Origin of the sequence: Streptomyces sp. NPDC048442, assembly GCF_040651475.1 — a bacterium.
In the GTDB taxonomy this organism is placed as follows: domain Bacteria; phylum Actinomycetota; class Actinomycetes; order Streptomycetales; family Streptomycetaceae; genus Streptomyces.
This window is the reverse complement of record NZ_JBEZKB010000030.1, coordinates 74,159-95,438: the sequence shown is the minus strand read 5'-3', so window position 1 is coordinate 95,438 and position 21,280 is coordinate 74,159. Positions and strand designations below refer to the sequence as shown.

Annotated in this window: 16 protein-coding genes; 13 read left to right on the top strand and 3 right to left on the bottom strand. The window is 72.4% G+C overall.

Features of this window, described 5'->3' with window-relative positions; genetic code table 11:
- Positions 1-338 precede the first annotated feature (338 nt).
- From AB0D18_RS33675 to AB0D18_RS33630, 10 genes are all read left to right on the top strand, one after another.
- Positions 339-521, top strand: a complete 183-nt coding sequence (locus AB0D18_RS33675; protein WP_362427429.1) for a hypothetical protein — start codon at positions 339-341, stop codon at positions 519-521.
- A 203-nt stretch (positions 522-724) separates the two neighbouring features.
- Positions 725-2,752: a S9 family peptidase gene (locus tag AB0D18_RS33670; RefSeq protein ID WP_362427374.1), complete on the top strand. Its 2,028-nt coding sequence runs from the start codon at positions 725-727 to the stop codon at positions 2,750-2,752.
- 405 nt (positions 2,753-3,157) lie between these two features.
- Complete coding sequence (locus AB0D18_RS33665; RefSeq protein ID WP_362427371.1) at positions 3,158-4,393, top strand: DUF6777 domain-containing protein; 1,236 nt, start codon at positions 3,158-3,160, stop codon at positions 4,391-4,393.
- The gene (locus AB0D18_RS33660) at positions 4,386-6,494 is read left to right on the top strand and encodes a SpoIIE family protein phosphatase (RefSeq protein WP_362427368.1); all 2,109 of its coding nucleotides are present in this window, start codon (positions 4,386-4,388) and stop codon (positions 6,492-6,494) included. Before AB0D18_RS33665 ends, AB0D18_RS33660 begins: the two co-directional genes overlap by 8 nt.
- Positions 6,495-6,681: 187 nt before the next feature.
- Positions 6,682-8,058 carry a wax ester/triacylglycerol synthase family O-acyltransferase gene (locus tag AB0D18_RS33655; RefSeq protein ID WP_362427427.1) on the top strand — a complete coding sequence of 459 codons (1,377 nt, stop codon included), beginning with the start codon at positions 6,682-6,684 and terminating at the stop codon, positions 8,056-8,058.
- 99 nt (positions 8,059-8,157) lie between these two features.
- Positions 8,158-8,985, top strand: coding sequence for a response regulator transcription factor (locus AB0D18_RS33650; protein WP_362427365.1), 828 nt, complete (start codon positions 8,158-8,160; stop codon positions 8,983-8,985).
- Between the two features lie 164 nt (positions 8,986-9,149).
- Positions 9,150-9,413 carry a hypothetical protein gene (locus AB0D18_RS33645; protein WP_362427362.1) on the top strand — a complete coding sequence of 88 codons (264 nt, stop codon included), beginning with the start codon at positions 9,150-9,152 and terminating at the stop codon, positions 9,411-9,413.
- Between the two features lie 85 nt (positions 9,414-9,498).
- Positions 9,499-9,885 (top strand): hypothetical protein, encoded by a 387-nt coding sequence (locus AB0D18_RS33640; RefSeq protein WP_362427359.1) that lies wholly within the window; start codon positions 9,499-9,501, stop codon positions 9,883-9,885.
- Between the two features lie 120 nt (positions 9,886-10,005).
- Positions 10,006-11,739 (top strand): cation acetate symporter, encoded by a 1,734-nt coding sequence (locus AB0D18_RS33635; RefSeq protein ID WP_362427424.1) that lies wholly within the window; start codon positions 10,006-10,008, stop codon positions 11,737-11,739.
- A 168-nt stretch (positions 11,740-11,907) separates the two neighbouring features.
- Positions 11,908-13,119 (top strand): histidine kinase, encoded by a 1,212-nt coding sequence (locus AB0D18_RS33630; RefSeq protein ID WP_362427356.1) that lies wholly within the window; start codon positions 11,908-11,910, stop codon positions 13,117-13,119.
- A 28-nt stretch (positions 13,120-13,147) separates the two neighbouring features.
- Here AB0D18_RS33630 and AB0D18_RS33625 read toward each other — a convergent pair whose 3' ends face one another.
- Together AB0D18_RS33625 and AB0D18_RS33620 are read right to left on the bottom strand one after the other, a co-directional pair.
- A complete protein-coding gene (locus AB0D18_RS33625; protein ID WP_362427421.1) occupies positions 13,148-13,618 on the bottom strand; it encodes a hypothetical protein in 471 nt (156 codons plus the stop codon).
- Positions 13,619-13,991: 373 nt separating this feature from the next.
- Positions 13,992-14,528 carry a sigma-70 family RNA polymerase sigma factor gene (locus tag AB0D18_RS33620; RefSeq protein WP_362427353.1) on the bottom strand — a complete coding sequence of 179 codons (537 nt, stop codon included), beginning with the start codon at positions 14,526-14,528 and terminating at the stop codon, positions 13,992-13,994.
- A gap of 433 nt (positions 14,529-14,961) precedes the next feature.
- On the opposite strand from AB0D18_RS33620, the gene AB0D18_RS33615 reads away from it, so the two are divergent.
- The gene (locus tag AB0D18_RS33615) at positions 14,962-16,188 is read left to right on the top strand and encodes a CapA family protein (protein ID WP_362427350.1); all 1,227 of its coding nucleotides are present in this window, start codon (positions 14,962-14,964) and stop codon (positions 16,186-16,188) included.
- Positions 16,189-16,401: 213 nt separating this feature from the next.
- On the opposite strand, the gene AB0D18_RS33610 is transcribed toward AB0D18_RS33615, so the two are convergent.
- Positions 16,402-16,872, bottom strand: coding sequence for a universal stress protein (locus AB0D18_RS33610; protein ID WP_362427347.1), 471 nt, complete (start codon positions 16,870-16,872; stop codon positions 16,402-16,404).
- Between the two features lie 131 nt (positions 16,873-17,003).
- Between AB0D18_RS33610 and lysX the strand changes: the two genes are divergently transcribed.
- Positions 17,004-20,303 carry a bifunctional lysylphosphatidylglycerol synthetase/lysine--tRNA ligase LysX gene (lysX, locus tag AB0D18_RS33605; RefSeq protein ID WP_362427344.1) on the top strand — a complete coding sequence of 1,100 codons (3,300 nt, stop codon included), beginning with the start codon at positions 17,004-17,006 and terminating at the stop codon, positions 20,301-20,303.
- Positions 20,304-20,405: 102 nt separating this feature from the next.
- The gene (locus AB0D18_RS33600; protein WP_362427341.1) at positions 20,406-21,263 is read left to right on the top strand and encodes a polysaccharide deacetylase family protein; all 858 of its coding nucleotides are present in this window, start codon (positions 20,406-20,408) and stop codon (positions 21,261-21,263) included.
- Positions 21,264-21,280 lie beyond the last annotated feature (17 nt).

Genomic DNA, 21,280 nt, shown 5'->3' with positions numbered 1-21,280 from the left:
CGTAGGTCGCAAGCAAGCCCTAGTGACACCCGATCACTGTCGAGGGAGTGCGCAGTGAAGGACCGTGGAGCCACAGCGGGCCGAAAGTCGACGGAATCCATCGAGCGCAAGGGCGCTCAGATGGGTACTCTGTTCGTCACGGACAGAGCGACACCCTCGGCCCGTACCGGGAAGGCCCACCACCAGGGCTGCTCCCGAACGAGTAACACCGGCGCCACCGCGACCGAAGAGCCTTTTCCTTCTTGCCCCTTCGGGCACCCGGCGGCAGTCCGGCAGAGGACGCCGCGGACATGTCCGACGGGTTACGCGACACAAAGGAGTGCGCGGTGACACCAGAGATGACCCAGCACCAGCGCCGGACCGCAGCGCGGACGACGACGTACAGGGCCGGGGCCGACGGCCGGGCCGGTGAGCCCAAGGAGCTCGGCAGCCTGGAGGTGTGGGCCAGGTCGGCGCCGATCCGGCTCGCCGGGTACGAGGACGACCTGGCGGAGCCGCACATCCTGCCGGGAGTCGACTGATCCGGCACGGACGGCCGAAGGGCCGCGCCCCCTGACAGTTCAGGGGGCGCGGCCCTTCGGCTTCCCGGACGGCGGCCAGAACCGGCCACACCGTACGGCCACCGCGCCTTGGGGGTGGCGGTGTGGGTGCAGCGGGCTCGGGTGGGCTGAGCCCAGAGCGAATTCCCTGGTGCCCCGACCATGGTCGTGGGCAGGATGACCGCATGTCAGCCACACCCAGCGGCCCCACCGCATTCCACGACCTGTCCGCCTTCCTGGCCACCCCGCGCGTGAACAGCCTCGCCCTCTCGGCCGACGGCAGCCGCCTGGTCGCCGCCGTGCAGACCCTCAACGGGGAAGGCACCGCGTACGTCTCAGGGCTTTGGGAGATCGATCCGACCGGCGAGCGCGCACCGCAGCGGCTGACCCGGTCCGCCAAGGGCGAGTCCGCGCCCGCGTTCGCCGCCGACGGCACCCTCTTCTTCGTGTCCGGCCGCGACAACACCGACCCGGGCGCGGAGAAGGGCGAAGGCAAGGACGGCGCCACCCTGTGGGCGCTGCCCGAGCGCGGCGAGGCCCGGCAGATAGCCCGCCACCCCGGCGGTATCTCCGGCTACGCCCTCGCCGCACGCGCCGCCACGCTCGCCTACTCCGGCGGCCTGCTGCCCGGTGCGGCCGACGCCGAGGCGCACGCCAAGCTCAGCAAGGACCGGGAGGACGCCAAGGTCACCGCGATCCTCTACGAGGCGGGCCCCACCCGGTTCTGGGACCACGACCTCGGCCCCGCCGAGCAGCACACCTTCGTACGTTCCGTCACCGGCGAGGCCGCGACGGTCGACGCGGGCGGCCAGGGCAGCCGGGACGACGGCGAGTCGGCCCTGTCGCCCGACGGCAGCCGGGTCGCGTACACCCGCTTCGTCAACGGAACCGTCCCCGGCCTGAACCGCGACGCCGTGGTGATCGCCGACGCCGCCACCGGGGAGGAGATACGTGTCCTGGAGGACGCGGAGTACGACTACTTCGGCCCCGTGTTCAGCGCGGACGGGCGCTTCCTGCTCTGCCTGCGGCTCCTGAAGCTCACGTACGAGACGCCGTACGACGAGACGCTGGTCCGCGTCGACCTGGAGACGGGGGAGGAGACCGACCTCCTGCCCGGCTTCGACAACTGGCCCGCGGGGATCGCCGTATCGCCCATCGAGGGTGACGAAACGGTGTGGTTCACCGCCGACGAACTCGGCCACGCCCCGGTCTTCAGGCGCGACCCCGACGGCACCGTCACCCGGCTCACCGTCTCCGGCGCGTACTCCTCGCTGCAGGTGGCCCCGGACGCGGCGACGCTGTACGCGCTGCGGACCGACATCGACGCGGCGCCGGTTCCGGTCCGCCTGGACGCGGCGGGCGCGGCTCAGAGCCCGGTTGCGCTCAAGGCGCCCGGAGACATCGGCGCTCTGCCCGGCAGGCTGACCGAGGTACGGATCGACGGCGACGACGGATTCCCGCTGCGGGCCTGGCTCGCAGTGCCCGAAGAGGCGTCGGCGGACGCCCCGGCGCCGCTGCTGGTGTTCGTGCACGGCGGCCCGCAGAGCTCCTGGAACGCCTGGACCTGGCGGTGGAACCCGTGGCCCTTCGTCGCCCGCGGCTACGCCGTACTGCTGCCGGACCCCGCCCTGTCCACGGGCTACGGCCAGCGCATGCACGAGCGGGGCTGGGGCCAGTGGGGCGGACAGCCCTACCGCGATCTGATGGCGCTCACCGACGCCACCGAGGCGCGCCCGGACATCGACGAGACCCGTACGGGGCTCGCCGGAGGCTCGTACGGCGGATACATGGCCAACCGGGTCGCGACCAGCACGGACCGCTTCAAGAGCATCGTCTCGCACGCGGGGCTGTGGGACCTGCGCTCCTTCCAGGGCGACACGGACGGGTCGTGGATCTTCCGGCAGATCTTCGGCGACCAGCTGACGCAGCCCGAACGGTACGAGGCGAACTCGCCGGTGCTGGGGGCTGAGCGGGTACGGACACCGATGCTGGTGGTGCACGGGGCGAAGGACTACCGGGTGCCGGTGGGGCAGGGGATGGCGCTCTTCCAGGACCTCCAGCGCTTCGAGGTTCCGGCGAAGTTCCTGTACTTCCCGGACGAGAACCACTGGGTGCTGAAGCCGAATCACTCGGAGCTCTGGTACGAGACGCTGCTGAACTTCTTCGACGCACATGTGCTGGGGAAGGGGTGGGTGCGGCCGGGGCTGGTGTAGGGGGCGGGCGGGCGGCGGCGGCTTGCGGGGCGGGGCGGGGGCAGGGTTCTGCGGGGCGGTGAGCGTCGTGCGGGTGCGTGGTGGCTGGTCGCGCAGTTCCCCGCGCCCCTAAAAGACTGCCCCTTGGCCTGCTGGCTCTCTTGGGCAGCGGGGCCGCCCCCGTGGGGGCCTGCGGGGCGGGGGCATCGTGCGGTGCGGTGCGGTGTGGCTGGGGGGTGGGCGTCGTGCGGGTGTGTGGTGGCTGGTCGCGCAGTTCCCCGCGCCCCTAAGAGACTGCCCCTTAGCCCTGTTGGCTCTCTTGGGCAGCGGGGCCGCCCCCGGGGGCCCGGTCGTCCACTTGCGGGTGCACTCGATGTGCGGCAGACATGGAGGGACAAATGCCGAGAACGAGGACGGGAGAACCGCGTGCACTCACCTACGCGCCGCCACACCCTCGTGGCAGCGGTGTCGGCAGTGTCCCTGGGGCTGCTGGCCACGGGCTGCGGCAGCGGCGGCGCCGCAGATGACACCACGTCGGCAGGCGATCAGGAAGTACTCCTGCAGCCGGTTGCCGCACAGGGCCCCGATCCGTTCACGCAGTCGACCGCGAAGACCAGCACACCCCTGCCGTCCACGACGACGGCCACCCCCACCAGGACCGCGAGCGCCACCCCCTCGGCCCGCCCCGCGCACCGGCTCTCCGGCGGCACGCCCGGCCTGTACGGCGGCACGCAGTCCCTCTCCAGCTGTGACGTCGAGCAGCAGATCCGCTACCTCACGGGGAGCGGCGCCGACCCGGCCAAGGCGCGCGCCTTCGCCGACGCCAGCAGCATCGACCCGGCCTCGATCCCGGGCTTCCTGCGCGGCCTGACCCCGGTCGTGCTGCGCGTCGACACCCGGGTCACCAACCACGGCTTCAGCAACGGCTCCTCCACGTCCTTCCAGTCCGTCCTCCAGGCGGGCACCGCCGTCATGGTCGACGCCAACGGGATGCCACGGGTGCGCTGCGCCTGCGGCAACCCGCTGCTGCCGCCGACCGTCGTCCCGGGCACGGTGACCCACCGGGGGCAGCCCTGGACGGGCTACCGGCCGGCCGAGGTCGTCGTGGTCACCCCCGCCCCGGTCGTGATCAACAACCTGACGATCGTCAACATCGTCAACAACACCTGGATCGAGCGCCGGACCGGCTCCGACGGCGAGCGCGACAGGGCCCCCGACCCCGACGACGAGCTGCCGCCCCCGCCCGGCCCCGACGACCTGCACCGCAGTACGACGGACACGCCCCCGGACGGCGACGGGGACCAGCAGCCCGACACCGATGGCGGTACGACGTCCGGCAATGTCGGGCCCAGTACCCCTTCCACGGACACGTCCGACCCCGCCGTACCCGGCACCGACCCGGGGGCCGACCCCTCCGGGGAGCAGAACCGGTCGCAGGACCCCTCCGAGAGCACCACCACCCCGGAGAGCACCCCTCCCGGCACCGGCAGCAGCACCGCGCCCCCGCCCACCACGCCCTGCCCCTCCCTCTCCCCGGACGCCCCCGTCACCGGCCCTCCCGTCTCCGTTCCCCCCGGCTGCCCGACGACGCCCCCGGTCTCGCCGCCGCCGTCGGACACCGACCGGGAGCCCGACACCGCACCCGGATCGGACGGTGTCTGACCTGCCCTCCGACCCGCCGGCCGGCCGGTCGGCCGCCTCGGGCGGCGACTGGCCGGCTCCTCCCGCGCTGGGCCTCGCGCTCAACAGGATGGGCATCTTCGACTGGGACCTCGCCCAGTCGTACCTGCACCTCGACGCCTCCGCCCTGGAGGTGTTCGACCTGCTGCCCGAGGAGTACGACGGCACCCCGTCGGGTCTGGCCTCCAGGGTGGCGCCCGGCGAGGGCGAACGGATGGACAGCGTCGTCTCGCAGGCCCTGAAGAGCGGCGAGACCTCGTACGGCAGCTACTTCAGGGTCCGCCGCCGCGACGGCTCGCTGCGCTGGAGCCACACCCAGGGCACCATCCGCCGAGACGCCTCCGGACGGCCGTACCGGATCATCGGCGTCGTCCGGGACGCCACCCAGGAGATCGCCGACCGCGCCGACCGCACCGAGTACGACACGCGGGGGCGGGGCGGCACCGGCGTCGTGGCGGCCACCACGGCCGCGCTCGCGCACGCCCGCAGCGTCCGCGACGTCATCGATGTGCTCAGGGACGCCCACGAACTCGGCAGCTTCGAGTCGTCGTCACTCGTGCTGGGCCTCGTCGAGGCGGGGCGCATCCGCCTGGTGGCGGAGGGACCGGAGTACATGCCCGGCACCCGGCTCACCCGCATCGACGACCCCGAGTACCCGATGAGCGAGGTGGTGCGCACGCTGGCGCCCCGCTTCATCGAGTCGGCCGACGACTTCGCCGCCTCGTACCCCCGGCTGTGGGAGCACGTCCGCGGTTTCGGCGTCACCTCGGCGGCGTATCTGCCGCTGATCGCGCAGGCCCGGCCGGTCGGCGCCCTGGGACTGCTCTACAGCGGGCGTACGAGGTTCGACTCCGACGAGCGGAACCTCCTCATCGCGCTGAGCAGCAGCATCGCGCAGAGCGTCCAGCGGGCCCTGCTGTACGAACGGGAGAAGGACCTCGCCGAAGGCCTCCAGCAGGCGATGCTGCCGCGCCGCGTGCCCAGTGTTCCCGGTGCGAGCATCGCCGTCCGCTACCGCTCGGCGCGCGACGGGCAGGACATCGGTGGCGACTGGTACGACGTGATCCCGCTGCCCGGCGGCCGGGTGGGCGCCGTCATCGGCGACGTACAGGGGCACGACACGCACGCGGCGGCCGTGATGGGCCAGCTGCGGATCGTGCTGCGCGCGTACGCGGCCGAGGGGCACACCCCCGCGACGGTGATGGCCCGAGCCTCCGGCTTCCTCCACGAGCTCGACACCGACCGCTTCGCCACCTGCACCTATGCCGAGATCGACCTCACGACCGGAGTCGTCCAGCTGGTACGGGCCGGGCACATGGACCCGCTGCTGCGGCTCGCCGACGGCTCGTGCCGCCGGGTGCCGGTGGAGGGCGGGCTGCCGCTCGGCCTGTCCGCCGAGTTCGGGCAGCTCGAATACCCGGTCACTACAAGGGAGCTGGATCCCGGTCAGACGCTCCTGTTCTACACCGACGGACTGGTGGAGCAGCCGGGCACCGACCTCGACGAGGGGCTGCAGGCACTCGCCGACCTGGTGCACAGCGGCCCCGGCGACATCCAGCAGCTCGCCGACCTGCTGTGCGCGGCGGTCGACGAACGGGACGGCGGGGACGACGTGGCGCTGCTGCTCCTGCGCCGCCGCGCCGCCGACGCGCCCCGGGCGGGTGCCCGGCTCCAGCAGCACGTCGCACCGAACGACCCCGAGGCGCTGTCCTCGGCCCGCCACATGATCCGGGCCGCGGTACGGGCCTGGGGCGCCGAGTCCCGCGGCGACGAGATCGAACTCGTCGCCGACGAGCTGATGGTGAACGCGCTCATGCACACCGACGGGGGCGCCGTCCTCACCGTACGGATCCTCACCGCGGCCGAACGCAGGCTGCGCGTCGAGGTCGCGGACGCCTCCAGCGCGCTGCCGCGCCGCCGGGAGGCGGCCGACTCGGCGCAGTCCGGGCGCGGCCTGCTGCTGGTGGACCTCCTCGCAGACGTGTGGGGAGTCGAGCCGAGGGGCGAGGGAAAGGCGCTGTGGTGCGAGTTCATCGTCCCGTCACGTGAGAACAAAACCCCGTCAACCCCCTCAACCTCCTGAAACCCACCGGACCCGGCGGCCGGTATCGGTAACTGTCCGCGTTCTGGAAGTACTTGACCGTAACCGACCGATCGCGATTGACTGCGGGCTTCGCCGGCTTCCCGGCATCCCACGACGTGAGGGCTCCTTGAGTACCGAGTTGACCACCGAGTTGACCACCGAGTTGACCACCGAGGAACGCACCGGGTTGACCACCGGGCTTCTGACACCTCTTGACCTGGCGTTCTGGCACCTCGAATCCACCGACCACCCGATGCACCTCGGTGCGCTCGCCTTCTTCGGCGGTGACGCGGGCTGCCCGGAGGGCGAGGACCTCCTCGATCTCCTCGCCGCCCGCGCCACCGCCGTCCCCCGGCTCCGGCTGCGGGTACGGAGCGTCCGGCTGCCCGTCGGCGGCTCGGAGTGGGCCGTCGCCGAGGACTTCGACGTACGCCGCCACGTCCGGCGCGTCCTGCTGCCCGCGGAGGGCTTCTCGGCCGAAGCCACCCTGCTGGCGGGGGAGCTGATGGAGCGTCCGCTGGCGCGCGGGCTGCCGCCCTGGGAGATGTTCGTGCTGACCGCGGACCGCGGCGGCGAGTGCGCGGTCCTGGTGAAGCTCCACCACGCGCTCGCCGACGGCATGCGGGCCGTGGCGATCGGGGCCGGCATCTTCGACCAGATCGCGGGAGCACGCCCGGCCGGCCCGCGGAGCAAGGGTGCCGAGGACCGTCCCTCCGGGTTCCCGGGGCCGGGCCGCGCGATGGGGATCGCCAGGGACCGCATCGGCGAGGTCGGCCAGGTGCTGGGCATCGGAGCCTCGGTGGTACGGGCCGGACGGCTGCGGTCCCTGCTGCCGCTGCCCGGCGGCGGCGACGCGCTGAGCGCCGACTCCAGCGGCACCCGGCGGCTCGCGACGGCGGCCCTGAACCTCGACGACGTACAGCAGGTGCGCCGGGCGAGCGGCGGCACCGCCAACGACGTCCTCCTCGCCGTCGTCGCCGGAGCGCTGCGCCGGTGGTCGCGGGAACGGGGCGAGCCGGTCGCAGGTGACCCCCGGGCCCTGGTGCCGGTGTCGCGGCGCCGGCCGGGCGGGGCGGCACCCGGCACGGGCAACAAGCTGTCGGCGTACCTGCTCGACCTGCCCGTCACGGAGCAGGACCCGCGGGCGAGGCTGGCAGCCGTACGGGACGGCATGGCGCGGAACAAGGCGGCCGGACCCTCGCGGGGCGCCGGGGCGGTCGCCCTCCTCGCCGACCAGCTCCCCGCGTTCGCCAGCAAGTTCGGGGCGCCGCTGGCGGGCGGGGCGGCCCGCGTCCTGTTCGACGTACTCGTCACCAGCGTGCCGCTGCCGCGCGCGGCCCTGTCCCTCGGCGGCCGCCCGCTGCGCGCGGTCTACCCGATGGCCCCGTTGGCCCGCGGCCAGGCCCTGGCCGTGGCGCTGTCCACGTACGACGGCCAGGTGAACGTGGGCCTGGTCGCGGACGGCGAGGCAGTGCCGGACGTGGAACGGCTGGCGGAGGCGATGGGGGAGGAGCTGGGAGAGCTGGTGCGGGTGGTGGGCATCCCCAGCCCGTCCGGCGTTTGAGGACGCGCGGACGGAGTCCGTGCACGGGGCGCAGCCCCGAACACCGGCCCGGACGGGCCCGCACCCGCCCACCCCGAACCCGCCCCGTACGGTGTCCCCATGCTGCGCGTACTCGCCGTCGACGACGAAAAGCCCGCCCTGGAGGAACTCCTCTACCTCCTGCGCGCCGACCCGCGGATCCGCAGCGCCGAAGGAGCCACCGACGCCACCGAGGCCCTGCTCCGTATCAACCGGGCGCTCGACGCGGGCCCCGACGGCGACGACGCCATCGACGTCGTCTTCCTCGACATCCACATGGCCGGCCTCACCGGCCTGGACCTCGCCCGTCTGCTGGCCGGGTTCGCGCGCCCGCCGCTGATCGTCTTCGTCACCGCCCACGAGGGCTTCGCCGTCCAGGCGTTCGACCTCAAGGCCGTCGACTACGTCCTCAAGCCGGTACGCCGCGAACGTCTCGCCGAAGCCGTGCGCCGCGCCGCCGAGGGCACCGCGGCCACCCGGGACGCACTGCCGGGGAAGAGCCAGGCCGCCAACCCGGCCGCCGCGCCCGCTCCCGCCCCTGCTGCCCAGGACCAGATCCCCGTCGAACTCGGCGGCATCACCCGCTTCGTCCCCATCGCGGACATCGCCTACGTCGAGGCGCACGGCGACTACGCCCGTCTGCACACCGTCACCCCCACCGGCCACGGCACCACCGCCGGCACCGGCCACCTGGTCCGCATCCCCCTCTCCACCCTGGAGGAACGCTGGGCCTCCCGCGGCTTCGTCCGCATACACCGCCGCCACCTCGTCTCACTCGGCCGGATCGAGGAACTCCGCCTCGACGCGGGGACGACGACCGTCCGGGTCGCCGGTGCCGAGCTCGTCGTGAGCCGCCGTCACGCGCGCGAGCTGCGGGACCTCCTGATGCGCCAGGCCGGAAGGCGCTGAACGCCGAGCCGAACACCGGGCCGCGCCCCCCGCGACCGCCCGGCGCTCCCGCCGCACCGTTCGCCGACGTACGGCAGCCGCAGGGCGACCGGCACCAGGCCGCACCGCCGCCCACCCCGGACCCGCACCTACCCTGACCCTCGACCACAGGGTGAGGGAGCCGGATGACCGAAGTAGAAGCGCTGCTCGCGGAACTCCGGGAACTCCCCGGAATCCACCCCTCCGCGCCCCATGAGCTGGACGCGCTCCTCCGTCGCATCAAGAGTGCCGCCGGCCGCTGGGCCGATGTCCTGTACGAGGTCCAGGAGTCCGCACAGCTCTTCGCGACACCCCGCACGGCCGCCGCCCTGGAGGTCGCCTTCCGGCGGGCGGAGCAGTCGTACGTGGAACTGGAGATCGCCCTGAACGACGCGGACCGTCCCGCGTAGACTCCGCCTCCGTACCCGTACGAGCACCTGTACGAGCACCTGTACGAGGCCGACGACGCACAACGAACCTTCCGGAGCCCACCCCATGTCCGCAGCCCCGCGCCCCCGTCGCGAGACCGTGACCGGTGTGCCCCGCGGGAATCCCCAGGGCCGCGTGCCCCGGTACGCGCCCGCCCGGTCGGAGATCAGCGAGCAGACCACCCTCGGCGCCACGTACGTCCGCTCCCTGATGCGCAGCCAGTTGCGCACCGCCCTCCTCGGCCTCGGGGTGCTCGCCCTGCTCGTGGGCGCACTGCCGCTGCTCTTCCAGCTGCCGCAGGTGCTGGCCGGGGCGCCGCGCACGCCGGGCCCTTACCTCTGGGTGGGGCTCGGTGTCGTCGTCTATCCCGTCATGTGGCTCATCGCCCGCTGGTACGTCCACCGGGCCGAGCGCAACGAGCGCGACTTCCGCGGGCTCGTGGAAGGCCGCTGACGGGCCGTCCATGAACCAGGACCAGCACCAGCGCAAGGACCGGCACAAGGACCAGCACCGGCACCGGCTTCAGCACCGGCTTCAGCACCAGCACCGGCATCGACCGAATTCCGCATGCCCGTGAATCATGCGTACGCCGTCGCGGCCGTCACCGTCGTCGTTCTCGTCACCCTCCTCATAGGCGCCCTCGGCCTGCGCATATCCCGTACCACCTCCGACTTCTACGTCGCCTCGCGCACCGTCGGCCCCCGTCTCAACGCCGCCGCGATCAGCGGCGAGTACCTCTCCGCCGCCTCCTTCCTCGGCATTGCCGGACTGGTCCTGCTCCAAGGGCCGGAGATGCTCTGGTACCCGGTCGGATACACCGCCGGATACCTCGTCCTGCTGCTTCTCGTCGCCGCCCCGCTGCGCCGTTCCGGGGCGTACACGCTCTCCGACTTCGCCGAGGCCCGGTTGGAATCACCGCAGGTCAGACGGCTGGCGAGCCTCTTCGTCGTGGGTATCGGCTGGCTGTACCTGCTGCCCCAGCTCCAGGGCGCGGGACTGACCCTGGAGATCCTGACCGGGGCGCCCGAGTGGGTCGGAGGGCTGGTCGTCGCGGTCGTCGTGACCGGGGCCGTCGCCGCCGGGGGCATGCGGAGCATCACCTTCGTGCAGGCCTTCCAGTACTGGCTGAAGCTGACCGCGCTGCTCGTGCCGGCACTGTTCCTGCTCGGCGCCTGGTTCGGGGACGACGCCCCGCGCGCCCGCTTCGACGCGCCCGCCACCTTCCGCGAGCACACGTCCGTGCGGTTCCAGGAGACCGTACGCATCGAACTCGACCGGCCGCTCACCCTGACCGTCTCCGGGACGGTCAACGACCGGACCTACGAGAGGCGGGAGCTGCGCCTGGAGCCGGGCGCGCACCGCGTCGCGGGCGGCACCACCCTCCGCTTCCCGGCCGGCGCCGAGGTGCCCGAGAAGCGCGACGACCGGGCCGCCGGCGCCTCCACCTGGTCCCAGCCGCTCGCCGGCAGCCGCGAGGAACACCCCCTCTACGCCACCTACGGACTGATCGTCGCCACCTTCCTCGGCACCATGGGCCTGCCGCACGTCGCCGTCCGCTTCTACACCAGCCCCAACGGCACCACAGCCCGGCGCACCACCCTCGTCGTCCTCGGGCTCATCGGCGCCTTCTACCTGCTGCCACCGGTGTACGGGGTACTGGGCCGCATCTACGCGCCCGAGCTCGCCCTCACCGGGGACGCGGACGCCGCGGTGCTCGTGCTGCCCGAACGGCTGATCGGCGGGGTCGGTGGCGACCTGCTGGGAGCGCTGCTCGCGGGCGGGGCGTTCGCCGCGTTCCTGTCGACCGCCTCCGGGCTGACGATGTCGGTGGCCGGGGTGCTCACCCAGGACGTGCTGCCGGCGCGCGGCGTACGGCACTTCCGGGTGGCCACCCTTCTGGCGGTGGCCGTGCCCCTGTCCGTCTCCACCGTGACCTCCAACGTGCCGGTCGCGGACGCGGTCGGGCTGGCCTTCGCGGTGTCCGCCTCGTCGTTCTGCCCGCTGCTCGTACTGGGCATCTGGTGGCGGGGGCTCACCCCGCCGGGGGCCGTCGCGGGGCTGGTCGTCGGGGGAGGGGCGGCGCTGGCGGCGGTACTGGCGACCCGGGCCGGGTTCCCTTCGTCGGGCTGGGCGCACACGCTGCTCGCCTGGCCAGCGGTGTGGTCCGTACCGCTCGGGTTCCTGACGATGGTCCTGGTGTCGCTCGCGACCCCAGGCCGTATCCCGGCGGGCACGGCCGCGACCCTGGCCCGGCTGCACCTCCCCGAGGAACTGACCGACAAGCCGAGCGGAGTCGACGAGCGGTGATCACGAACCGGAGCGGTGCTCTCGGAGTCCGAGCAGTGCTCTTGGAGTTGAGCAGTGACCATTGTCGAGATCACCGCTTTGGGAGTGGAACAGTGGCCACTGTCGAGATCACCGCTCTGGGAGTAGAGCAGTGACCACTGTCGAGATCACCGCTCTCGGAGTGGAGCAGTGACCCCCATGGAGATCGCCGCTCTCGCCGCCGCCGGAGCACTGCTCCTCGCCGCGGGCACCGCTCTCGGCCGGTTCACCGCCCGCCGCGGCGAGAAGAACCTCGACCTCGGTACGCCCGTGGAGCGCGCCACCTTCCTCACCCTGCACGCCGCCTCCCTCGCCGCGCCCCCGCTGCGGGCCGGACTCACCGAGGACACCGCCCGCAAGGCCGCCCGCCGGCTGCGCTCGCTCCTCGGCACCGAGACCCTCTGCCTCACCGACCGCAGCACCGTCCTCGCCTGGGACGGGCCCGGCGCGGGCCACCACAAGGAGAAGGTGATGCTCAAGGTCGCGGAAATGCTCGACTCGGGCCGCAGCCAGAGCATCCACACCGACTGCGGCGACCCCGAGTGCCCCCTGCGCTGGGCCGTCATCGCCCCGCTCACCGGCGAGGAGGGAGTGCTCGGCGCCCTCGTCGCCTACGGTTCCCGCGAGTCCGCCGTCCTGGTGCGTGCCGCCACCGAGGTCGCCCGCTGGGTCTCCGTACAGCTGGAGCTGGCCGAGCTGGACCGGTCCCGCACCCGGATCGTCGAGGCCGAGATCCGCGCCCTGCGTGCCCAGATCTCGCCGCACTTCATCTTCAACTCCCTCGCCGCGATCGCCTCTTTCGTCCGTACCGACCCCGAGCGGGCCCGCGAACTCCTCCTGGAATTCGCCGACTTCACCCGCTACTCGTTCCGCAGGCACGGCGACTTCACCGAGCTCGCCGACGAACTGCGCTGCATCGAACAGTATTTGGCGCTCGCCGGAGCCCGCTTCGGCGAGCGGCTCAAGGTGACCCTGCGGATAGCCCCCGAGGTGCTGCCCGTCGCCCTGCCCTTCCTCTGCCTGCAGCCCCTCGTCGAGAACGCCGTCAAGCACGGGCTCGAAGACTCCCGCGAGGACTGCCGGATCACCCTCGCCGCCCGGGACGCGGGCGCCGAGGCGATCGTCACCATCGAGGACGACGGCGTCGGCATGGACCCCGACCGGCTCCGCCGGATCCTCGCCGGGCAGGAACCGACCGCCTCCGGCATTGGCCTCTCCAACGTCGACGAGCGACTGCGCCAGGTGTACGGCGACGACTACGGCCTGGTCATCGAGACCGGCGTCGGCGCGGGCATGAAGATCACCGTACGCATACCCAAGTACCGTGCGGGCGTGCACAGTTCACCCCGCATCACGAGGTGACGCACCGTCAGGAGCGGCAGGTTCCGACTCAGAAGAGGTGCACCGAAAGGTGCCCCAGCGGCAGCCCCAGCTGCCAGGCCGGGAGCCAGACCCGGGTGCTCTCGTCCACCCGGTCCACCGCGTCGGGTCCGAACGCGCCCGGCAGGCCGGCGCCGTCCTCCACCCCCGTCCCGGCCAGATCCGTCGCCAGGAGTTCCGTGGACTCCAGCCAGTGCCAGGACGCCCTGGCCAGTTCCAGCTCGGGGCCCCCCGCGTCGGCGCGGGCCGCGAACCGCTCGCGCACCCACTGCTCCCACGGGTGGCCGTACGCGGTCAGCGACAGCCATTCGTCGAGCTGGGAGATCACCCCGACCCCGGACAGCTCGTCCGTCGAGTCCGACAGATAGACGGTCAGCGCGAGGGCCTCCCGCCCGGCGCGGAACTCCAGCGTGCCGGGCGGGATCAACTGCCCCGTGCGCAGCAGCTCGTCGGCGATGTACTCGGCGTACAGCCATGCCATGGGGACGGCAAGACTGCTTCCGCCGGTGCCATTGGCGCTCTCGGGCAGCACAGCATTCCACCTTCTCCGGTCGTGCTTCCGGTATGCGGGACTCCGGACTTGAGTCCCCGGCGAAGAGCTTTCACGCTGCGGGGGGTTTGGCGGGGCATCTTTACTGAACTTGACGACGTGCTTTCGAAATCGTCGCGACCGCGCCGTGGCACAGGAGGAAGGGGTGTACCGCCGGTACGCATGTGACTCAGGACGTCTCCGACCCGGCCGGCAGGACCGTTCCGTCCGACCATCCGTCCGGGCGGTCCGGGCGGTCCGGGCGGTCCGGGCGGTCCGGGCGGTCCGGGCGGTCCGGGGCGTCCGGGCCGTCGGGCCGTCCGGATCAAGCGGCCGACTCGTATCCCGGGAGCACTCCGCGCAGTGCCCGCAGCGCGTAGAACGTACGGGACTTCACCGTCCCCTCCGGAATGCCGAGCACCGTCGACGCCTCGGCCACCGAACGCCCCCGGAAGTACACCTGCACCAGCACCTCGCGGTGCTCGGTGCGCAGCGTCTGCACCGCCTGGCGCACATCGAGCTCGGTGACCGAACGCTCCGCGTGGTCGTCGGGCAGCGCCGAGTGGGCGAGCACCTCCGCGCCGACCTCGCTGGGCCGGGCCCGCCGGGCCCGCCGGGCGTCGATCGCGAGCCTGCGGCCGACCGTGAACAGCCAGGGCCGCATCGAGTCGTGGTCGCTGGCGAGGGCCTCCGGGTGCTGCCAGGCCCGTACCAGCGTTTCCTGCACCAGGTCCTCGGCGCGCTGCCGGTCGCCGTAGGTGAGGCCGAGCAGGAAGCCGAAGAGCGCGGTGCCGTGCTCGTGCTGGAGTGCGGCCAGGGCGCGTTCGTGGGTGCGGGGGGCGAGAGGGAGGGAGGTGGTCACCGTGACGCTCCTTCGGGCGTGAGGTGGGCAGTCGGCGGCCCGGCGCGGGGTGAGTGACGGCGATCACAGCCGGGTCGAGTTCAGGGGCGAAGATAACCGTCGGTACGCGGATCCGGCCGCAGGCGGTGCGCGGCGTGCGAACGGGCGGCCGGTGCGTGCGACGAACGGTCGAGCCGCGCGACGAGTGGCACGACGAACGGTCGGCGTGCGCGGGTGTGCACGTGGGTGCGGGTGCGGAGGTGTGCCGGAGCGTGCCGGGCGGAGACCGCCGCCGGACCGGAGGGGCCGTTCGGGCGGGATTGTGCGGGTATGTCCGTAAAGGTCCTTGACTTCACGGGGCCTCCCGGATGGATTCTCTTTGCGCATGTCCGGCGCATGTTCGAGACCCGAGTTCTTGCCCATGAGAACCGCCACCGCGAGGGAAGCCGGTCCGATGACGAAGTGCACTGTGAGCCCGCAGCGGTACCGAGCAGTGGCTGTCGCCGCACTGCTGATCGGCGCCGCCACCGCCTGTACCGCAGGACCGGGCGGACCCGGCGGTCGCCCGTCGGAGTCCGGGAACCCGGCCGCCCAGCAGCCCGGCGCGGGGTCGCCGAAGTCCGCGGCCCCCCGGCAGGGCGCCCCCGCCGCCCCGCAGCGAGGTTTCACACTGGTCGCCTCGGGCGACGTACTCCCGCACGAATCGATCATTCAGCAGGGCCGCACGGACGCGGGCGGCGACGGCTACGACTTCGCGCCGATGCTCGCGGGCGTCAAGTCCGTCGTGTCCAAGGCCGACCTGGCGATCTGCCACATGGAGACGGTGTACGGCGAGGCGGGCGGCCCCTACAGCGGCTACCCGGCGTTCGTCTCCCCGCCGCAGGTCGCCGCCGGACTGAAGGCCACCGGCTACGACTCCTGCTCCACCGCCTCCAACCACACCCTCGACGCGGGCGCCGCCGGCATCCGCCGCACCCTCGCCGCCTTCGACAGGGCGGGCCTCGCGCACGCGGGATCGGCCCGCACCGCGCAGGAGGCCGCCCGCCCCGCCCTGCTCAGGGCGGGCACCGCCAAGGTCGCCCAACTCGCCTACACGTACGGCACGAACGACTACCCGCTCCCCGAGGGGCAGCCCTGGGCGGTCAACCTCATCGACCGCGGCAAGATCCTCGCCGATGCCCGCGCCGCCCGGAAGGCGGGCGCCGACGTGGTCGTCGTCTCCCTGCACTGGGGTACGGAGTGGCAGGACGAGCCCGACGAGAAGCAGCTCTCCCTCGGCCGCGCGCTCACCGCCTCAACCACCGCGGGACGCCCGGACATTGACCTCATTCTGGGAACACACGCCCACGTCCCGCAGGCGTACGAGAAGGTCAACGGGACGTACATCGTCTACGGCATGGGCGACCAGGTCGCGGGCACCATGTTCAACCACTCCGGCGCCCAGGACGACCGCGGCAACATGAGCAGCATCGGCCGCTTCACCTTCGCCCCGCCCGTCGCCCCCGGCAAGCGGTGGGAGGTCAAGAAGGCGGAATTCGTCCCGCAGTTCTTCGACCTCGGATCCAACCGGGTGCTCAACCTCGGTGCGGAGGACAGCGGATACGGCGAGACGCGCGACCACATCCGCCGGATCGTTCTCAGTCGGGGCGCGGCCAAGTCGGGTCTCACCATGGGGCGTTGACCTGTGCCTGGCGGCGCCGTTCGACACCGAGGAGCGCGAGTTCCAGGAGTCCCTCGACAGGAACTCCTGACCGATGTCACCGGTTGACCCGTACGGGTGACGCGGTCATCAGCCCCCAGCCCCCAGCCCCCAGCCTCCTCGGCCCCCAGCCTCCTCGGCCCCCAGCCTCCTCGGCCCCCCGGCCTGCTCGGCAGTCCCGGCGGAACCGGCCGGTTACGGCACCACCGTGACCGGCCACCGCCCCGCCTTCACCAGCCGCACCGCCACCGACCCCACGAACCGGTGTCCCGCCGACTCCGACGCACCCACCACGACCGCGTCCGCCGTCAGCTCGTCGGCCGCCGTCACCAGACCGTTGTACGGGTCACCCCGGAAGGTGTGGAACTCCCACCGCACCTCGAAGATCCCCTTCACCCGCTCCGCCGCCTGCCGGATCTCCGCGATCAGGTCCTCGGCGATCTCCTCGGTGGTCCCGGCGACCGGGGCGCCGAGCGCCGCGCCCGTCGGCATCAGCGGCTGTACGTAGACGAGGGCGAGCAGCGCGTTCTGCCGCCGGGCCAGCCCCGATGCGTACGCCGCCGCGCGCAGGGAGGAGGGAGAACCGTCGAGCCCGGCGACGATCACCTTGGGTCCGTCGGTACCGCGTTCGAAGGCGTGGCGCTGCTGTTCGGGCTGTTCGGTCACAGAGCGGAGGTTATCCCGTGCCACGCGTGGGCCGAAACGAGCCTCGTGCGGACCGGGAAGACCGTCGTGCGCAGGTGGCGGTACCTACCCCCGGGAGGCGTCGGGCTCTCACGCTCCCTAGAGTTCCCACCATGAGTGTCACCGTGGAGGAGACTCCCACCAGCCGCAACCGCTTCCTCAACAGGGTGCCCGACGGATTCGCAGCCTTCTTCGGCCTGCTCGGTCTGTACTGTGCCCTGCTCGCCATCAGCCAGCCCCTGCGCAGACTGGTCCGGCCGATCACCGGGCTGCTGGAGTTCCTCACCGTCCCGGTGAGCGCGAACCTGGCGTACGCCGTCTTCTTCTTCCTGCTCGCCGCTGCCGTCGGCGCGCGCAAGAAGGTCGCCTGGTGGCTGGTCGTCGGATATCTGATCCTGCTGCTGGTCGGTGACGTCCTCTACATCGTGCTGGAGGACTGGGAGGCGCTGGCCTCCACGGTGGTGGCCGTCGCCGCGCTGGTGGTGCTGGTACTGGCCCGCAAGGAGTTCTACGCGGCCTCCCGGCACGGTGCGGTGCGCAGGGCGCTGGGCGTGCTGGTGGCGGGACTCGCCGCCGCCGTCCTCGTCGGCTGGGGGCTGATCTCGCTGTTCCCGGGGACCCTCGTGCGCGAGGACCGGTTGCCGTGGGTGATCGTCCGCGTCTTCGGCGGCGTGCTGTACGGCGAGTTCGACGGGCACGGCCCGCGCTTCCTCTACTTCCTCTTCGGCCTCTTCGGCGCGCTCGCCCTGCTCGCCGCGGCCGCCACCCTGTTCCGCTCGCAGCGCATGGAGTCCTCCCTGCACGGCGACGAGGAACCCCGCATCCGCGCCCTCCTGCGCACGTACGGCGCGCAGGACTCGCTCGGCTACTTCGCCACCCGCCGCGACAAGGCCGTCGTCTTCGCCCCCAGCGGCCGGGCCGCCGTCACCTACCGCGTCGAGGCCGGAGTCTCCCTCGCGTCGGGCGACCCCGTCGGCGACCGGGAAGCCTGGCAGCAGGCCATTGAGGCCTGGCTGGCGATGGCCAAGCGGTACGCGTGGGCGCCCGCCGTCATGGGCGCCTCCGAAGAAGGAGCCACCGCGTTCGCCCGCGCCGGGCTCAGCGCCATGCAGCTCGGTGACGAGGCCATCCTCGACGTCGCCTCCTTCGACCTCGACGGCCGCGACATGCGCGTCACCCGCCAGGCCGTCAACCGGGTTCGCCGCACCGGCGCCACCATCCGCATCCGCCGCCACTCCGCGCTCTCCGACGCCGAGATGGAGCAGATCATCGACCGCGCCGACGCCTGGCGCGGCACCGAGACCGAACGCGGCTTCTCGATGGCGCTCGACCGGCTCGGCGACCCCGAGGACGGCGACTGCCTCCTCGTCGAGGCCTTCGACGCCGACGGCAAGCTGATCGCCCTGCTGTCCTTCGTGCCCTGGGGCAAGGACGGCATCTCCCTCGACCTGATGCGCCGCGACCGACAGGCACCCAACGGCGTCATGGAGTTCATGGTCGCCGAGATCTGCGCACAGGTCCCCAAGCAGGGCATCCGCCGCATCTCCCTCAACTTCGCGGTCTTCCGCTCCGCCTTCGAGGAGGGCGCCCGCATCGGCGCGGGCCCGGTGCTGCGCCTCTGGCGCAGGCTGCTGCTCTTCTTCTCCAAGTGGTGGCAGCTCGAAGCCCTCTACCGCTCCAACGTCAAGTACCAGCCCGCCTGGTACCCCCGCTTCCTCTGCTACGGCGACGCGGGCTCCCTCGCCCGCGTCTCCCTCGCCTCCGGCATCGCCGAAGGCTTCGTCGCCGTACCGAGCCTGCGCAAGATGTGGGGCCGCGGACACTCCCCGCGCCGTACGTTCACCAACCCGGCCAGCACCGCGGGACTGCCCTCCATCGAGGCCCTCGGCCTGGCGGGCCCCGCCGCCGACGCGAACACCGACCCGACCGCGCACCTGCCCGAGCAGATCCGCATCCGCCACCGCAAGCTGGAGCGGCTGCGCGCCGAGGGCACCGACCCGTACCCCGTCGGCGTTCCCGCCGCCACCCACACCCTCGCCGCGATCCGCGCCGCGCATCCGGCGGACGTACCCGGAACCCGCACCGGCGAACAGGCCACCGTCTCCGGCCGCGTCATGGTCGTCCGCGACTTCGGCGGCGTCGTCTTCGCCGACCTGCGCGACTGGTCGGGAGACCTCCAGATCGCCTTCACCCGCGACGGCTCCGGAGCCGCCGTCCTCGACCGGTTTACTGCCGACGTCGACTTCGGCGACCTGGTGTCCGTTACCGGTGAGATCGGTACGACCGACCTCGGCGAGCCGACCCTCTTCGTCACCGGCTGGCAGCTCACCGGCAAGTGCCTGCGCCCGCTGCCCGACAAGCGGCTCGGCCTCACCGACCCCGAGGCCAAGGTGCGCCGCCGGTACGTCGACCTGGTCGCCAGCCCCGACGCCCGCGAGGTCGTCCGCTCCCGCTCGGCCGTCGTCCAGGGCCTGCGCCAGGGCCTCCTGGAACGCGGCTACCTGGAGGTCGAGACCCCGATGCTCCAGCAGATCCACGGCGGCGCCAACGCCCGCCCCTTCACCACCCACATCAACGCCTACGACCTCGACCTCTACCTGCGCATCGCCCCCGAGCTGTACCTCAAGAGGCTCTGCGTCGGCGGCATGGAGAAGGTCTTCGAAATGGGCCGCACCTTCCGCAACGAGGGCGTCTCCTACAAGCACAACCCCGAGTTCACGATGCTGGAGGCCTACCAGGCGTACGCCGACTACGACGTCATGCTCGACCTCACCCGCGAGCTCATCCAGGGCGCCGCCACCGCCGCCTTCGGCTCGCCGATCGCCCGCAAGACGGACGCGGAAGGCAAGGTCGTCGAGCACGACATCTCCGGGCCCTGGCCGGTCAAGACGCTGTACGGGGCCGTCTCCGAAGCCCTCGGCGAAGAGGTCGACGCGGACACCGAGGAGCCGCTGCTGCGCAGGCTCTGCGACCGCTCGGGCGTCCCGCACACCCCGGAGAACACCCGCGGCGACCTCGTCCTGGAGATGTACGAGCGCCTCGTCGAGGAACGCACCACGCTCCCCACCTTCTACAAGGACTTCCCCACCGACGTCTCCCCGCTGACCCGCCAGCACCGCAAGGACCCGCGCCTCGCGGAACGCTGGGACCTGGTCGCCTTCGGCACCGAACTGGGCACCGCCTACTCGGAGTTGACCGACCCCGTCGAGCAGCGCCGCCGCCTGATGGCACAGTCGCTGCTCGCGGCGGGAGGCGACCCGGAGGCCATGGAGGTCGACGAGGACTTCCTGGACGCACTGGAGTACGCGATGCCGCCCACCGGCGGCCTCGGCATCGGCGTGGACCGCCTGGTCATGTTCCTCACCGGCCGCACCATCCGCGAGACGCTGCCGTTCCCACTGGTGCGCCGCTGACGGCTGTTTCGCCGTACGGCCCGTAGTTCCATCGGGTGCAATAGCGGCCCGTATGCGGAGTGGATCGATGCCTCGCACGCCATGGCGTGCGAGGCATTAGTCATGAAAGAAGATCAGCAGTCCATTCCGGGGTCCACTCCGGGCCGTCGTGCGCTGCTCCGCCTCGCCGCCTGTACCGGCGCCGCCGCCACCGTGCACGTGCTGACCGCCGACCCGGCCGGAGCGCCCGGCCCGCCCGCTCCCGCGAAGCCCCGGCCCGCCGCCGGTCCGCAGCGGGCCGCGGCCCCGCTCAAGCCGTCCGCGTACCGGCTGCGGCCCATGACCGCGTACGCGCCACCGCGGCTCGGAGCCGCGCGCCCGCCCGTACGGCACAAGCCGTTCCTGCGGATGGACGCCCCCGGCCGCACGATGGTCCTCACCTTCGACGACGGCCCCGACCCCCGCTACACCCCGGACATCCTCAAGACGCTGCGCCGGCACGGGGCGCGCGCGATGTTCTTCGTCTGCGGCGAAATGGCGGTCGACAACCAGGACCTGCTGCGCGAGATGGTCGACGACGGACACATCATCGGCAACCACTCCTGGGACCACCCGCTCATGCCCAAGCTGTCCCGCTCCCGCATCCGCTCCCAGCTGGAGCGCACCAGCGACGTCGTGGAGAACGCGGTGCGGGAGGCGCCCCGCTGGTACCGGGCCCCGTACGGAGCCTGGAACCGGGCGTCCTTCGAGATCGGCGCCGACCTGGGCATGGAGCCGCTCGGCTGGACCGTCGACACCCTCGACTGGACCGAGCCGGGCTCCTCCGCCATCATCCACCGGGTGCGGGCCGGCGCGGGCGCGGGAGTCGTCGTCCTGTCGCACGACGCGGGCGGCAACAGGTCGGGCACCGTCCGCGCCCTGCGCACGTACCTCCCCGAACTCCTCGACCAGGGCTACCGGATCACCGTCCCGCACCTCTAGCCGGTGGCCGGCGGGAG